Genomic DNA, 14612 nt, shown 5'->3' on the forward strand with positions numbered 1-14612 from the left:
TGATCAGGAACTCCGGCGTCTGGGTCGCGCAGAGCAGAATGACCGCGATTTTGGGATGGTGGGCGGTGACATATTCCACTTGAACCAGTTCATGCGGATCGCAGCACATGCCGTCCACCAGCATCAGGTCCGGCTGCTCTTGTTCAGCCACCGCACGCATCCGGCTCTTTCCGCCATCAAAGAGCGTGACCGTATGCAAGTGCGCTTGAAGCGCCTTGCTCATGTCTTGCAGGTGATTCTTGTTGGGGGAAATAAGAGCGATTTTCATTTTGTGCTTTCACTGAAATTCAGGAGCAGACAGCAGCACTGTCAGGGTCTTGCCCCATGACTTCCCTGGGCAGGTAAGTAGAAAAGCCTGGCATGGGTATCGACCCATAGTTGCTAAAACCGACGGGTGATATCCATTGATAGTTGAGGCCGGTAATTCGAACATTGACGCCAGCGCAGTTGGTATGGTCGCAACTGGTACTAATATTTCCTGCTCCGTCATACCAATCAATCTTGACGTTGCTCGCGGTGAGCTGTGGCAAAAACTTCTTCATATTGCTTAAAACCACGGTGGCATCCTTGTCACAAACCACCGAAGCGCGGGCGCCCCAGCGGGTGGCCTCATTCGCCGCATTCCAAGTCCATAACATGCGTGAAAAATCAATAATGCCGAGCAAAAAAGTCATGAACACGATAAAAACCAGGGCAAATTCCACCATGGTGGCCCCAAATTGCTTCTTCATAGCGGGCTCCGCATGGTGGCGCTGATATCAGCGTAGTTGATATTACCGAAATTTATACCAAACGCACTGGAAACCAATGGAATAAACTTATAGCATGGCGGCGCTGAAGTTGCGCATCCGGCTATTTTTACCGTGACGGTGTTGATGATAGGGCTGGAACCGCTAAGCTGCCATACGGGGTCTTTCACTTGATTCAATTCAAGCCCAAAGGCCAAAGGCGAACCGGTATTGGTAAGACTCCCATACACGATCAGGTTTTTTGATTCTGTGATTTTTGTTTTAGGATTCTGGCTAGATAAATATCGCGCGGCATCCCGCACCGATTTAGTCAATATGTTGTACTGATACAGTGCCCTGCCAAACTCCGTGGTGATAAAGGTAAGTATCAGCAGCATTGGAAGTACCAAAGCGAACTCCACTATGGCTACGCCCTCTTGTTTTGTCTTCATGCTTCTACTCCTATTGCACCAGGGCAGGAACCAGAGGGCCATTGGTGCCACCCGCCAATCCGGCACTGGCACATGGGCTGGTAGAACCAGCAGCATTTCCGACATACTCTAGGTAAACGGTAGTTTTGGGTCCATCGATGGGGTGCAACATTAATACGCAAGCCCATCCGGCTATTTTTGACGCCACAACAAATGGGGCAAATGCCAATCTCCGATCTCCACCATGCGCTGCCAGCGCGTTCGCTCCTGCTGCGTAAGTACCCATTTCAGATGATTTGTAGCCTCCCTTGATGTTGAGCCCAGTGATGGCGTCGCCGGCATTGATCGTGTCAACGGTATTTCCATAAGAACGGTTGCTTGCCCGTTTGGCCAGAAAGTCCCCTGAAGCCTTTTCCATGCTTGGCCAATTTGTAGCCGTATAGGCGTAACCTGTTAAATCCGGCGTTGCGTTATCTATCTTCGGATTTCCAGCACCATTCTTGTACAAACCGAAGCGCGAATTCCATGCCGTGCTTGCTGAGACTTTGGCCCCAGTGGTTGAGATAGTGTCTCCCGTTTTGAGAGTGCAATAACCCGTACCGAGTAATTGATCTGTTGTAGCGGAGGCGGACGAACTGCCATCCAGGTTGGCCCAACCAAAATGACCCGGCATGGGAGCTGTGTTGTTTTTATTCTCGTCATAAAGAGATGGAATCCACTCGCCGGGCGTATAGCCATAGTCCGGAGAGGCAGACGTCTTTGGAGTTATTTGCACTGGAATAGCACATGCGCTCTGTGCTGAAACACGAGTGGCCACTCCAAGCGCAAATACGCTGTTGCTTGCTTTATAACTGTCGTTCCCGCTAAAAGCGCTCATCGATTGCAAAAGCCACGGCGCCATTCCCGATTTGGTATGCAAGCACTTGGCATACTTTGCTTTATCAACTGGAGTGAATGTGTGACTATAGGTGCCCACCAATGAGTCGCTGAAAGTAATTTCTGCATCAACAATTTCAGCTGATGCTTGCTGAAAATGAACCTTGTTCAAATTGCCAGCTGTCTTGCCTGCACTTGTGGCGCGAGTTAAAGCGTCAGGTGCACCATTCAATTCTTGCGCCGCCGCCAGGGCACAACTGTCCATGGCCGTTTGCAACTCCGTCTTAACGATAAAAAGGCGGCCAAAGTCCAGCGCAATTCCCATAAATCCCAGCAAGAAGAGCATGGAAAGCGCTACGGTGACAATAACTGCCCCCTTTTGACGATGGCGACTCATAATATTACCCTAAGAATAATTAGGAGCAAAAAATGAGCTAACGCAACTTACAAATTGCGTTAGCTCTGCTTGTCATTAAGGGGTAGCAACAGGGCATTTACCAGTAGTCAAGCAAGTTCCAACTTTACCAATCCATGTCTGAAAATCTGTACCAATTAAAGTGGTAAATCCAGCAATCAATCCAAGAGAAACAACCGCAATAATTAATGCATATTCAACAATTTGCGCACCTTCCTCGTCCTTTGCAAAGGAACGGATGGAATCATTGACTTGAGTGAGAAATTTGTTCATTTGATAGCCTCTCGAAGTTAATTAAAAATATAAGTAAATTACCATGGCAAGAACGTTTATGTCACTACATGGACCGCCCTCCTATATAATGATTTGTAAAAATAAATCATAAATAGCCTTGCCTTATATGTTTCAATAAGTCAACCCTTTGCTTATGGGCTGCTATTTACCCCCTCCAATGCCTCCTCCAATATTTATCACATTGACCGGGGGCGGCGGCGCCTTGTAAGTTCCCTGATAAAGAATCATCGACTCCCTGGCCGATTTACCGTCCATTCCCAGCACCTGGTCTGAATTTCTGCCCGCGTCAGGGTTGATGATCATTTTCAGTTTGGCTTCACGAACGGCATCGCCAAACTTCGCGTCGTAATTGGGCGTCACGGAGGCGCAACCTGTCAGCAGGATGAGTAGCAGGGCAATTGCAGGTGTGTTCATGATCGTTCCCTCACTTCATTTCAGCGGCAGGAGCCGGAGCAGCAGATGCCGGTGCGGCGCCTTCTAGACTGCCGTTGAAAATCACTTCATCGCGGCTCGGCACCACGTGGTTGTCAGTCGGCAGCCTCGGAATTTCCGTCAGCGGTTTGACCAGCCGGGGGGTAACGATGAACAGCAGCTCGGTCTGGTCGTTCTGGAACTCGGTACTGCGGAACAAGGCGCCCATGACCGGCACTTCACCCAGGCCGGGGAAGCGCTTGATGGTTTCGGTAACGTTGTTCTTGATCAGACCGGCAATCACGAAGCTTTGGCCATCGTTGAGTTGCACCGTGGTATCGGCCCGGCGCACCGTGAGCGAAGGCAAGATGGAGGTAATGCCGTTGACGCTGGTGAAAGGCGAGCCGGTCTGCAACAGGTCAGAGACTTCGGACACCATTTTCAGATTGATCCGGGTGCCATCGAGCACGGTTGGCGTGAACTTGACGCCGATGCCGAACTCCTTTTCTTCCAGCGTGATAGTGGTGCCGCCCGCCTCTCTGGTCTGCGCGACCGGAATGAAAATCTTGCCGCCCGACAGGAAGCTGGCGGATTGCCCACTGATGGCCATGATGTTGGGCTCGGCCAGCACCCGCACCAGGCCATCGTCTTTCTGGCCATCGAGATTGAGCGCCGTTCTGCCGACCCGCAGCGCCTGCAGCAATCCGCCGCCATTGCTCAAGAAATTGGACAGCAAGGAGAAGCTGTTGGCGCCGCCATCACTCGAGCGGTTGACGGCGACACTGGCACCGAATTTATCGAGCAAGGTCTTGCTGACCTCGGCAATCTTGACCTCCAGCATGACTTGCTGCGGCGTCGAGATGCGCAACAGGTTGACGACCTTTTTGCCGTCGCCGTAGGCGGTGGCCAGGCTCATCACTTCGTCGAGCCTGATGGCGTCGCTGACCCGGCCGGTCAGCACAATGGCGTTCTCGGCGCCTTTGACCTTGATGCCGGTTTCTTCAGGCATCAACTCGGCGAGCTTGGACTGCAGCGTGTCCGGATCAATGGTGACGATGATGTCCTTGACCACGCAACGGCCATCGGCACTCTGCAGGATCACGTTCATGGAGCCGGCTTTTTTGCCCAGAAAGAACAGTTCTCTGGGGCTGAGCAACGTGATCTCCACATCTGCCACGCCATCCGAGCCTTGTGTTGAAGCTGGCACTGCCGGTGCATTGGCTGGCATTCCGGGGACCGCCTTATCGTTAGCCGAAACCGCCCGACCTGCGCGGCTGAATGAATGCCCGCCGACGAGCATGCGGGATGCGGGGTAATCCAGCTGTATGACGCGCGACTTGCCGAGCGCCATGTAGGTGGGAGGGTCGACCCTCGCCTCGCCAATACAGGGCTTTAAACCTGACGTCGCGCGTGGTGTTTGGTCGACGGTCGGGTTCGTGGTCGGATGAGTGGCTGCAACTGCTTTGTCTTGGCTGAACGATTGGCCGGTCAGGGCCAACACGACAAGAAAAATCAGGCTCTTATATTTTTTATGCATTTTTATTTGCTCCCTCTTTTTTTATTTAGAAACAGTTGATAAATCGGGAACCGTTCTGAATCACTTCGACACATTCGGCCGCTGGCTGCGCGGCCGGTCTGGCTATCACTGCTCTTGGCTTGTTAACAGGCGTCGTGGTAGCTGCCACTTTCATGGCGGCGGGTGCCACTTCCTTTTCGCCGAAAAGCTGGCTCTTCGTAATGCCGGAGGTCGCTACGGTTTTCTTGTCAATCTGGTTGCGCAATACCAATGACAGGGTGCCGACACTGCGGGCCAGGTCGAGTTTTTCGGAGTCTTCGAGCGACAGCTCCAGGGTGACGGCGCTGACAACCTTGGGTTTGGTGTCGTCCCGGCTTGACTCCTGGGCCACGGCCAACACCAGCACATGCTCTAGCACGGTCTTGCTGATCTGTTTGCCTTCTTCGCCCTTGCCCTTGTCTTGCTGGGCATTGACCATGACATCGACGTAATTTCCAGGAAGAGCGAAGCCGGCCACGCCGACGACGTCATTGACGCGCACGGTCATCGCCCGCTTGCCTTCGGCAATGACGGCCGAAAGACCGCCTTGGGTACCTGCAGGGGCCAGCTTGCGCTCCAGCACCGCGTCGCCTCTCAGCACGCTGACTTTGACGACCCGGTCCTGCAGTTCGTTGATGTCCTTGAAAGAGCCTTCCGGGATGGAACCGCTGGGCCAGTCCGTCGATGTCAGCATTTGCGGATTGATCTTGCTGCCCATTTCAATATCGACCGCAGCGACGACGACTTTGTGGGAGGCAATATTCGATTGCCGTGCTGCCCAGCCTGCTGCATAGACTGCCGCTGCCAGACCGACCATCAAGGCAAGAAACAACAATCCGAGGGCTTTAATATTTTTCATTGCTGTCTTTCATGGGCTTGAGTGAACGATTTATGCGTAACCTAGTTGCTTTGCCACGGCGTACGTCATTGTTCCAATACTGATGCAGATGCCATACGGCAGTTTTCCTACCGATTTTTGTGCATCTATCTGCACTTCCGGCTTGAAACCGCCAACGGCCGAAATCACCACCATTTGCACAGTGTCCTTGACATTAAGCAGCATGCGTACCAATGCCTTGGCATATAGCGCAAACGCCAATGCGGCTATACCACCCACAATGAATGAAAAAATGACGGCATACAAGATATCGGTCACACCCAGGAAAGCACCCACCATGGCCATTAACTTGACATCCCCGGCACCCATCACTCTCAATGCGTATAAGGGAAGCATGATCAAAAACCCCAGCACGAGCCCTCCCAATGCCCAAAAAAATCCATGGTCGCGTGAAAACGGCACTATCGCGCTGTAAATCAATCCAAAAATAATACCGCTGACAGTTAACCAATTGGGAATCTTGTAGGTACGATAGTCGTTCACAGAAGCCGCTACCAGAAATATAAACAGAACGGCGGTGCGCGGATCCTTGATGAGCGCCACCAGGAGTTCCATTAAAGAATAAAATTCTTGCATGATCTACCCTTGCATTTCTTTGGACAGCGCGAGAAACGAAAGTGCGCTAACCACCGCGATAATAGCCCCTATTAATATGCACTCTATAAGCGATACGCCGGACTCGCCCTTTAAAAACTCCACAACGGCATGCAACAGATGGCCGACTGATTGCATATATATCTCCAGTTTGGTATATTTTTGATTTTTATTCACTCCACCTGGAGACAATGCTCTTGCGGATAAATTAAATATAGCCACGCAAGGAATGGGAGCATGGGCATTGAGCCCTTTTTTGATTAGGCCAAAGCGCCTTTTTTTAGGCGCATGGGTAGTACAAATCTACTAAGGTAAATTGGCAAAACATCCCTGGTCCAACAGGCATCAGCGTCTAGTGGCGTCCTCGCGGCCGGGGAGCCATCCAAGCTGGCGGATATCTCCTACACGCTCACGGGCGCTTTTTCCGCTGGCCCGGACAGCGCCGGGTAGCACACTGAAAGTTCGAACTGGGAACAGGCCACCGCCCCCGTGGCACACCGTTCCCCACCGCGCCCTGCGGCCTGCTTCTGGTTCGTTTACCCACTTTCGGACAAGGAGAAAGCCATGTTGAACGCATCGATCAAAGCCATGTCAGTGGGCGCAGCCCTGGCGCTGGCAGCCAGCGGCGCCTTCGCCCAGACGACCCCGAGTACGAGCACACAGCCTCCTGCCTCGGTCGGTGTCACACCGCAAGACGCGTCCCAAGCCACCCAGAACGCTGTGCCGCGCTCGGACACCGGCACCGTGGTGCGCACCGACCAGTCAGCCGCCGACCGCGCCCGGGACGCCGCCAACCAGGTCCAGAACCGCACCGGCACCGGCACCGGCACTAGCACTACCAACACCACCACCGGCACGACTGGCAATGCGGGCATGTCCGGCAGCACCAGCGGATCGATGGGAACGGGCTCCAGTGCATCGAACATGGACACCAACACCAACAACACCACGGGCGCCATGAGCTCCGACATGAACAGCAGTGGCCAGCGCATGGGCGCCTATGGCACCCGGCGCGCCCGTGCAGACCGCAACTGACGGCCTTGCTGTACCCCGTCCCAGCCTTTTTTCATCCCTGTTGACCTGAGAGGAAAAGCCATGAACACGCCTTACAACCCGACCACCGACACGACCGGCATCAACTCCACCACCGGCACGACCACCACAACCACCCCCTCGGGCAAGCTTGTGACGGGCCTGTTCCCCGACCGCGACAGTGCCGAGGCCGCATACAACGCAGCGAACACCCGCGGCTACTCCAAGGACGACGTGAACCTGGTGATGTCCGATGAAACCCGCACCCGCCACTTTGGCGACACGACCGCGGGCAGGGAAACCGAGCTGGGCAACAAGGCAGCCGAGGGCGCAGGCATTGGCGGCGCCATTGGCGGCACCGTGGGCGCGGTGATCGCGGCCATTGCCGCCGTGGGCACGACGCTGGCACTGCCCGGCCTGGGTCTGGTGATTGCCGGCCCGCTGGCAGCGGCCGCCGCAGGTGCTGGAGCGGGTGCCGCCGGTGGTGGCCTGATCGGCGCACTGATCGGCTGGAACATTCCCGAAGAGCGCGTCAAGCACTATGAAGAAGGCATCAAGCGCGGCGGCATTCTGATGGGTCTGCGCACCAAGTCGGACGACGACGCCGCCTATCTCGAAAACGAGTGGCGCAACAACCGCGGCGAGCACGTGTACCGCTGATCGGCAGTGCACCGGCCGGCCAGGCACGCGCCGGGGCGCACCGCCCCGAGCGCTCTGGCATAGTAGACACTGACCTTGGCGGTTTGATAGCCGTTCGACGGGCGGCCATTTCACACGAGATGGCCGCTTTTTTGTGAATTGTGTGGAATGCTGCGCCACCTGCGTGCGCCACAGAATCGTGAATCTGACGTTTCGTTGCCCTTTCCCATGACACTGCCCTGCTCCTCTTCTTGGCTCCATTGGATCCGTGCGTGCACGGTGCTGGCGGCTGTGGCGGCCGGGTGCGGCGGCGCCGCGCAGGCGGCACCGGCCGGCGGCAGCGCCACCATTCCCCGCGCAACGACCGCGGCGCAGCCCGCGCTTTCGTCCGAGGCGCGCGCGGTGGCCCACTGGGTGCGGCGCAGCGGCAACAACGCGCGGCTGCCATTCGTGTTGGTGGACAAGCGCGCTGCCGCGGTGCATGTGTTCAGCGCCGACGGCACGCTCCAGGCATCAGCCCCCGTGCTGCTGGGCCTGGCGCGGGGCGACCGCGCGGTGCCCGGCATCGGCGAGCGGCCCATGTCCCGCATCGCACCGCACGAGCGCACCACGCCTGCCGGGCGCTTTGTCTCCGAGCCGGGGCGCAACCTGCAGGGCGAGGACATTGTCTGGATCGACTACGACGACGCGGTCTCGCTGCACCGCGTGCGCGCAACCAACCCGGCCGAGCGCCGCCTGCAGCGCCTGGCCAGCGCCACGCCGGCAGACAACCGCATCTCGTACGGCTGCGTGAACGTGCCCGCCGCGTTCTATGACCGCTTTGTGCTGCCCCACCTGGGCCATGCGCCGGGCGTGGTCTATGTGCTGCCGGAGATGCAGTCTGCGGCCTCGTTTTTTGGCTTCGACCCGGTCGCGGCACGGTGACAGCGCAGCCCACAAGGCATCTGGACGGCGGCCGCCATGCCCTCCGAATAAATCATGAAATAGGCCTCTAACGCAGGCCCATCAAGCGCTAGAAGCTCTCATTTAAAGAGCACAAAAGCACTGGCGGTGCCACCGATGCGTGTGGCAATGCGACACGCGCACGGCTTTCCGCGCTCCCGACCGTGCTCCGCCACTGGACGACGGGCAAGCGCAACGGCGCTGCCAAGGGCGCGCAGGGAATCCATTCACAGCCGGTGCGTCACGAGCTTGAAGTCGGCATCCTCGGCAAAAGGCTTGATGGCAAAACCCAGATTGCGCATCAGGCGCAGCATGCTGGTGTTGTTGGCCAGCACCAGGCCTTCGATTTCCGCCAGGCCGCGGTCACGCGCCACGTCCATGATGCTGAGCATCAGGCGCGAGCCCAGTCCCTTGCCGTTGAAATCGTCGGCCACCACCAGGCCGAACTCGCAGCTGCTGTGGTCGGGGTTGGTGACGTAGCGCGAGACGCCCACCAGGCGCTCGGTTTCGGTCACGGTGCCGTCGGCGGCCACCTGGCGCTCACGGAAGATGGCGGCAAGCGCCATCTCGCGGTCGTAGTCGATCAGCGCAAAGCGCGCCAGCATCGAGGGCGGCAGCTCGACCAGCGATGACACGAAGCGAAAGTAGCGGCTCTGCGGCGACAGGCCCTGCACCAGCGCCTGCAGCTGCGGCGCATCGTCGGGGCGGATGGGGCGCACGGTGTACTGGCCGCCGTCGCGCAGCGGCCAGACATGCTCGTACTGCGCCGGGTACGGCGGTATGGCCAGATGGCCAAAGCCGCTGCTGTCCTGCGCGTGCCCGATGACGATGCGCGCGTCGACCGCCACCGCGCCGAACTCGTCGACGATCAGCGGGTTGATGTCCATCTCGCGCAGCGAGGGCAGCGCGCACACCATCTCCGAGACGCGCAGCAGCGTCTGCTCCAGCACCTCGCGGTTCACGGCCTGGGCGTTGCGCCACTCGCCCAGCGTCTGCGCCACGCGCGAGCGCTCGATCAGGTGGTGCGCCAGGTACTGGTTGAGCGGCGGCAGCTCCATCGCGCGGTCGTTGATCAGCTCGATCATGGTGCCGCCCGCGCCAAAGGTGATGACCGGGCCGAACGGCTCATCGCTGACCATGCCGATGCAGATTTCGCGCCCGCGCTGGCCGCGCGCCATGCGCTGCACGCTCACGCCGTTGATGCGCGCGCCGGGCTGCGCGTGCGCCACGCGCTGCACCATGTCGTTGTAGGCGTCGCGCGCCGCCGAGCCATTGCGGATATCGAGCGCCACGCCGCCCACGTCGGACTTGTGCGCCACATCGGGCGAATCGATCTTGAGCGCCACCGGAAAGCCCAGCTGCGTGGCGATCATCATGGCCTCGTTGGCGCTGCGCGCCAGAACGGTCTGCGTCACGGGGATGTGGAAGGCCGCCAGCAGCGTCTTGGATTCGATCTCGGTCAACACATGCCGCTGCTCGGCCAGCACGCTCTCGATCAGCAGGCGCGCGCCGGCGATGTCGGGCTTGGCCAGCGCGCTCAGCGAGGTCGGCGTCTGCTGCAGCATCTTCTGGTTTTGGTAGAACGAGGCGATGTCGCCAAACGCGCCCACCGCCGCCTCGGGCGTGCGGAAGGCCGGCAGCGCCGCCTCGCGCAGCACAGCGCGCGCCGGCACCACCTGGGCATCGCCCATGAAGCAGGTCAGCAGCGGCTTGGACATCTGGCGTGCGGTCTGCGCCAGCGCGCGCGCCACGCCGCTGGCATCGGCGTTGCTGCGCGGCGAATAAATCGCCAGCACGCCGTCGACCAAGGGCTCGGCGCTGGCCGCCTCGACCGCCAGCTGGTAGTGCGCCGGCGTGGCGTCTTCCGATAAATTGATCAGGTCGCTGAGCGAGGCAAGCGGGGGCAGCTGTGGCGCCAGCGCCTGCGCGCGCGGCCCCTGCAGCGTGCCCAGGTCGAGGCCGATTTCATTGACCCAGTCGGCCGCCAGCACCCCCGGGCCGCCACCGTTGGTGACGATGGCCAGGCGCGGGCCGACGGCGCGGTAGCGCGAGGCCAGGCACTTGGCGGCCGAGAACAATTCCACGAACGAGCGTACGCGCACCGCGCCCGCGCGCCGCAGGGCGGCATCGAACACGTCGTCGCTGCCGACGATGGCCGCGCTGTGCGTGAGCGCCGCGCGGTTGCCGGCCGGCTTGCGCCCGGCCTTGAGCACGACCACCGGCTTGGCGTGTGCGGCCGAGCGCAGCGCGCTCATGAATTCGCGCGCATTCGAGATGCCTTCGAGGTAGACGACGATGCTTTGCGTGTGCGGGTCGCTGGCCAGGAAGTCGAGCACCTGCGCGATGTCGAGCGCCGTTTCGGGCCCGAGCGACACCACCGACGAAAAGCCGACGCCGTTGTTGCCGGCCCAGTCCAGGATGGCCGAGGTCAGCGCCCCCGACTGCGACACCAGCGCCAGCGGGCCGGCATTGGCCAGTGGACCGACCGCGCTGGCGTTGAGGCCCAAGACCGGGCGCTGCAGGCCCATGCTGTTGGGGCCGAGCAGGTAGATGCCCTCGCGCTGGGCGATTTTCTTCAGCTCTGCGGCCTCGGCCGCGCCCACCCCGCTGGAGATGACCAGCGCCGCGCGCGAGCCAATGCGCGCGGCCACCTCCAGCGCTGCCGGCAGGTCCTGCGCCGGCAGGGCAATGACCGTGAGGTCGGCGCGCCGCTGCGCCAGGTCGGCCAGCGTGCCGCTGGTGTGGACATCGAGAAACTGCAGCGTGCCCTTGAACTTCTGTGCCCGCAGCGCGCTGTGCACGGCCCGCGCCTGGGGCGTGAGCTGCTCGGGGGCCTCGGAGCTGCCAGCCAGCACGGCGATGGACACTGGCGTGAAAAGGGGGGTGAGGTAGTGTTTGTCCATGGCGCGGTCGGCGGTCGGTGGAAGGCCGGCGCTCTGCCGGCGGGCACATGGCATTCTGCCTTGCCCGCAGCCAGCCCTGGCCGCACGCTTGTCACGCCAGGCGGGCACAATGCCGCGATGCCCGTCCGCTCCATTTCCCGCCCCACCGCCCGCTGCGCCGCGCCCTGAAAATGTCTTCTCGCTCCGCCGCCATGCACCGCCTTTTGTCCACCAACCTCGCAGACCTGCTGCTCGACGCCGTCTGCATCGTCGATGTCGAAAGCCGCATCGTTTTTGTGAGTGCGGCATTCGAGCGCATTTTTGGCTACGCCCCCGAAGAGGCCGTGGGTCTGCGCATGTTCGATCTGGTGCACCCGCACGACCGCGAGCTCACGCGGCAGGAAGCGCAGCGCGTGACGGACGGCGGGCTGCAACTGGGCTTCGAGAACCGCTACGTGCGCAAGGACGGCCGCATCGCGCACATCCGCTGGACCGCGCGCTGGGTGGAGACCGAGCAGGTGCGCGTGGCTGTGGCGCACGACGTCACCGAGCGCAAGCACACCGAGGCGCTGCAGGCCGCCGTGTACGCGATTTCCGAGGCGGCCCACACGGCCGAAGACCTGCTGGCGCTGTTCGAGCGCATCCACCAGACCCTGGGCGGCCTACTGGCGGCACAGAACTTTGCCGTGGCGCTGTACGACGCCGAGCGCGACGAGCTGAGCTTTCCTTATCACGTGAACGAACGCCATGCGGCGCCCCCGCCACTGCCGCTGGGCGCGGACGCGCTGTGCGCCCAGGTCATCCGCAGCGGGCAGACCTTGCTGGTCACGCCCGAGACCGCTGGCGCAGCGGAGGCAGCGGCGGCAGCGGCGCCCTATTGGCTCGGCGTGCCCCTGGCAACGCAGCGCGGCGCCATCGGCGCGCTGGTGCTGCAGGGCTATGGCGAGGACGCGCGCTACACCGAGAAGGACAGGGATTTGCTGCAGTTCGTGTCCGCGCAGATCGCGTTTGCCATCGAGCGCAAGCAGATGCATGCCCGGCTGCAGCACATGGCGCAGTTCGATCAGCTCACCGAGCTGCCCAACCGCCAGCTCTTTCTCGACCGCCTGCGCACCGCGCTGGCCCGGGCGCGGCGCGACCACACGCGGCTGTCGCTGCTGTTCCTGGACCTGGACCACTTCAAGCAGGTCAATGACACCCTCGGCCACGCTGCGGGCGACCTGCTGTTGCAACAAGTCGCCCAGCGGCTGCTCGGCTGCGTGCGCAGTTCGGACACGGTCGCGCGCCTGGGCGGCGACGAATTCGTGGTGCTGCTCGAAAGCGGCCCGTCGAGCGGCCACGCAGACAACGTGGCGCAAAAGATCCTGGCCGCATTTGCCGCGCCCTTTACGCTGCCAGGCCAGCGCGTGGCCATCGTCCCGAGCATTGGCGTCGCGGTCTACCCCGACCACGGCAGCGAAGCCACCACGCTGCTGGCCCACGCCGACGCGGCGATGTACCAGTGCAAGAGAAACGCCGCTCCCGCCGCGTGGCGGCCCGTGAGCACGCCCGCGCCCCACCCGAGCTCCCACGGCGGCGCCAGCACGGCCGCCTGAAGCCGTCCCCGCCACGGCCGGCAGGCTGCGTCGGCCGGCCCCGACATCCATGCATCCCGCCCCACCAGGGCCTCTTTTGAAAGCTCCCCCATGCTCTACGCCACCCTCAAGCTCATCCACCTGCTGGCCCTCATCGTCTGGATCGGCGGCATGGTGTTCGCCCATTTCTTCCTGCGCCCGGCCGCGCAGACATTGCCTCCCGCGCTGCGCGTGCCGCTGATGCTGGGCGTGCTGCAGCGCTTTTTTGCCGCCATTGGGGCCGCGGTGGTGCTGGTGCTGGGCACGGGGCTGTGGATGATCGGCCGCGTCGCCAAGGAGGCCGTGCAGTCGGGCGGGCAGTTTTCGATGCCGCTGTCGTGGACCGTGATGGCCACGCTGGGCCTGGTGATGATGGCGATTTTTGGCCACATCCGCTTTGCGCTATTCAAGCGCCTGCAGCGCGCCGCCGCCGCGTCGGACTGGGCGGCGGGTGGCCAGGCGCTGGCGAGCATCCGCACCTGGGTGGTGGTCAACCTGTGGATCGGCGTGGCGATCGTGGCGGTGGTGCGGCTCGCCTGAGTTTGGATTCCAAAGTACCTCCAGACCAATACCAACAAGCGCGGAAAGCTATCGATTAAATAGCGAATATGCCCCGCCCCAAGGTATCCGATCCCTGTCGGCGCGGCGGCAAAAAAACCCCGCAGGGCTCCCGGGCATCAATTCATGTCGAGACAATCATTGTCTAGGCAAGTAAATTGCGCGCCATGTCCCAACCCGCTGCGGCGCCCCGCCCTTTCTATGAGCCCGGCCAGTACACGCCCGACCAGAGCGTGGGCTACCTGATGCGCAAGGTGCTCAGCTCCATCCTGTCGCAGGCCGATGCGCAGCTTGCCGCGCACGACCTGACCTATGTGCAGTACCTGCCCCTCTACAAGCTCATGCGCTGCGAGAGCAACACCGTGGCCAGTCTCGCGCGCGACCTGGAGATCGACCCCGGCGCCATGACGCGCGCGCTCGACCGCCTCGAGGCCAAAGGCCTGGTGCGCCGCGAGCGCTCGACCGCGGACCGCCGCGTGGTGCACCTGGTGCTGACGGATGCGGGCCGCGAGGTCGCCGCCAAGGTGCCGGGCGCGCTCGCCGAGGTGCTCAACGGCCACCTGAGCGACTTCAGCCACGGTGAATGGCAACAGCTGCTGCAGTTTTTGCAGCGCATGCTGGCCAACGGCGAAGCGCTGCGCCAGTCCACCGGCAAGCCGGCCGGCTAATGCTTTCACTCCCCAAGACGCCCATGCCCTCCCCGTTTCCTTTAACCGCCGCTGCGCTGCGACGCCCCGCCGCCCT

The 14612-nt window shown here is 61.0% G+C and carries 15 protein-coding genes and 1 pseudogene; 6 read left to right on the top strand and 10 right to left on the bottom strand.

Features of this window, described 5'->3' with window-relative positions; all coding sequences use genetic code 11:
* From B2J89_RS19115 to B2J89_RS19155, 9 genes and pseudogenes are all read right to left on the bottom strand, one after another.
* Positions 1 to 268 (bottom strand): annotated as a pseudogene (locus B2J89_RS19115) (histidine kinase); the annotation flags it as partial.
* A 19-nt stretch (positions 269 to 287) separates the two neighbouring features.
* Positions 288 to 731 (bottom strand): TadE/TadG family type IV pilus assembly protein, encoded by a 444-nt coding sequence (locus B2J89_RS19120; protein WP_169170508.1) that lies wholly within the window; start codon positions 729 to 731, stop codon positions 288 to 290.
* On the bottom strand, positions 728 to 1180 hold the full coding sequence (locus tag B2J89_RS19125) for a TadE/TadG family type IV pilus assembly protein (protein ID WP_169170509.1): 453 nt from the start codon (positions 1178 to 1180) through the stop codon (positions 728 to 730). Before B2J89_RS19125 ends, B2J89_RS19120 begins: the two co-directional genes overlap by 4 nt.
* 10 nt (positions 1181 to 1190) lie before the next feature.
* Positions 1191 to 2432: a pilus assembly protein TadG-related protein gene (locus tag B2J89_RS19130; protein WP_169170510.1), complete on the bottom strand. Its 1242-nt coding sequence runs from the start codon at positions 2430 to 2432 to the stop codon at positions 1191 to 1193.
* Positions 2433 to 2507: 75 nt separating this feature from the next.
* The gene (locus B2J89_RS19135) at positions 2508 to 2723 is read right to left on the bottom strand and encodes a Flp family type IVb pilin (protein ID WP_169170511.1); all 216 of its coding nucleotides are present in this window, start codon (positions 2721 to 2723) and stop codon (positions 2508 to 2510) included.
* A gap of 162 nt (positions 2724 to 2885) precedes the next feature.
* Positions 2886 to 3158 carry a hypothetical protein gene (locus tag B2J89_RS19140; RefSeq protein ID WP_169170512.1) on the bottom strand — a complete coding sequence of 91 codons (273 nt, stop codon included), beginning with the start codon at positions 3156 to 3158 and terminating at the stop codon, positions 2886 to 2888.
* Positions 3159 to 3168: 10 nt separating this feature from the next.
* The gene (locus B2J89_RS19145; RefSeq protein WP_169170513.1) at positions 3169 to 4692 is read right to left on the bottom strand and encodes a type II and III secretion system protein family protein; all 1524 of its coding nucleotides are present in this window, start codon (positions 4690 to 4692) and stop codon (positions 3169 to 3171) included.
* A gap of 25 nt (positions 4693 to 4717) precedes the next feature.
* Positions 4718 to 5569 carry a Flp pilus assembly protein CpaB gene (gene cpaB / locus B2J89_RS19150; protein ID WP_169170349.1) on the bottom strand — a complete coding sequence of 284 codons (852 nt, stop codon included), beginning with the start codon at positions 5567 to 5569 and terminating at the stop codon, positions 4718 to 4720.
* Positions 5570 to 5599: 30 nt separating this feature from the next.
* Complete coding sequence (locus tag B2J89_RS19155) at positions 5600 to 6184, bottom strand: prepilin peptidase (protein WP_169170350.1); 585 nt, start codon at positions 6182 to 6184, stop codon at positions 5600 to 5602.
* Positions 6185 to 6766: 582 nt separating this feature from the next.
* Here B2J89_RS19155 and B2J89_RS19160 point away from each other — a divergent pair.
* The 3 genes from B2J89_RS19160 (at position 6767) to B2J89_RS19170 (ending at position 8797) form a co-directional block, all read left to right on the top strand.
* Positions 6767 to 7237, top strand: coding sequence for a hypothetical protein (locus B2J89_RS19160; RefSeq protein WP_169170351.1), 471 nt, complete (start codon positions 6767 to 6769; stop codon positions 7235 to 7237).
* A 60-nt stretch (positions 7238 to 7297) separates the two neighbouring features.
* Positions 7298 to 7894, top strand: coding sequence for a hypothetical protein (locus tag B2J89_RS19165; RefSeq protein ID WP_206041333.1), 597 nt, complete (start codon positions 7298 to 7300; stop codon positions 7892 to 7894).
* Positions 7895 to 8101: 207 nt separating this feature from the next.
* The gene (locus B2J89_RS19170) at positions 8102 to 8797 is read left to right on the top strand and encodes a hypothetical protein (protein ID WP_240965074.1); all 696 of its coding nucleotides are present in this window, start codon (positions 8102 to 8104) and stop codon (positions 8795 to 8797) included.
* A gap of 245 nt (positions 8798 to 9042) precedes the next feature.
* Here B2J89_RS19170 and B2J89_RS19175 read toward each other — a convergent pair whose 3' ends face one another.
* Entirely contained in the window at positions 9043 to 11718 is a 2676-nt protein-coding gene (locus tag B2J89_RS19175; protein ID WP_169170352.1) for a bifunctional acetate--CoA ligase family protein/GNAT family N-acetyltransferase, read from the bottom strand.
* 191 nt (positions 11719 to 11909) lie between these two features.
* On the opposite strand from B2J89_RS19175, the gene B2J89_RS19180 reads away from it, so the two are divergent.
* From B2J89_RS19180 to B2J89_RS19190, 3 genes are all read left to right on the top strand, one after another.
* A complete protein-coding gene (locus tag B2J89_RS19180; RefSeq protein WP_169170357.1) occupies positions 11910 to 13292 on the top strand; it encodes a GGDEF domain-containing protein in 1383 nt (460 codons plus the stop codon).
* Positions 13293 to 13382: 90 nt separating this feature from the next.
* Positions 13383 to 13850, top strand: a complete 468-nt coding sequence (locus B2J89_RS19185) for a CopD family protein (protein ID WP_169170353.1) — start codon at positions 13383 to 13385, stop codon at positions 13848 to 13850.
* Positions 13851 to 14035: 185 nt separating this feature from the next.
* Positions 14036 to 14536 (top strand): MarR family winged helix-turn-helix transcriptional regulator, encoded by a 501-nt coding sequence (locus B2J89_RS19190; RefSeq protein WP_169170354.1) that lies wholly within the window; start codon positions 14036 to 14038, stop codon positions 14534 to 14536.
* Positions 14537 to 14612 lie beyond the last annotated feature (76 nt).

The sequence above is a fragment of the Acidovorax sp. SRB_24 genome (genome assembly GCF_012931925.1).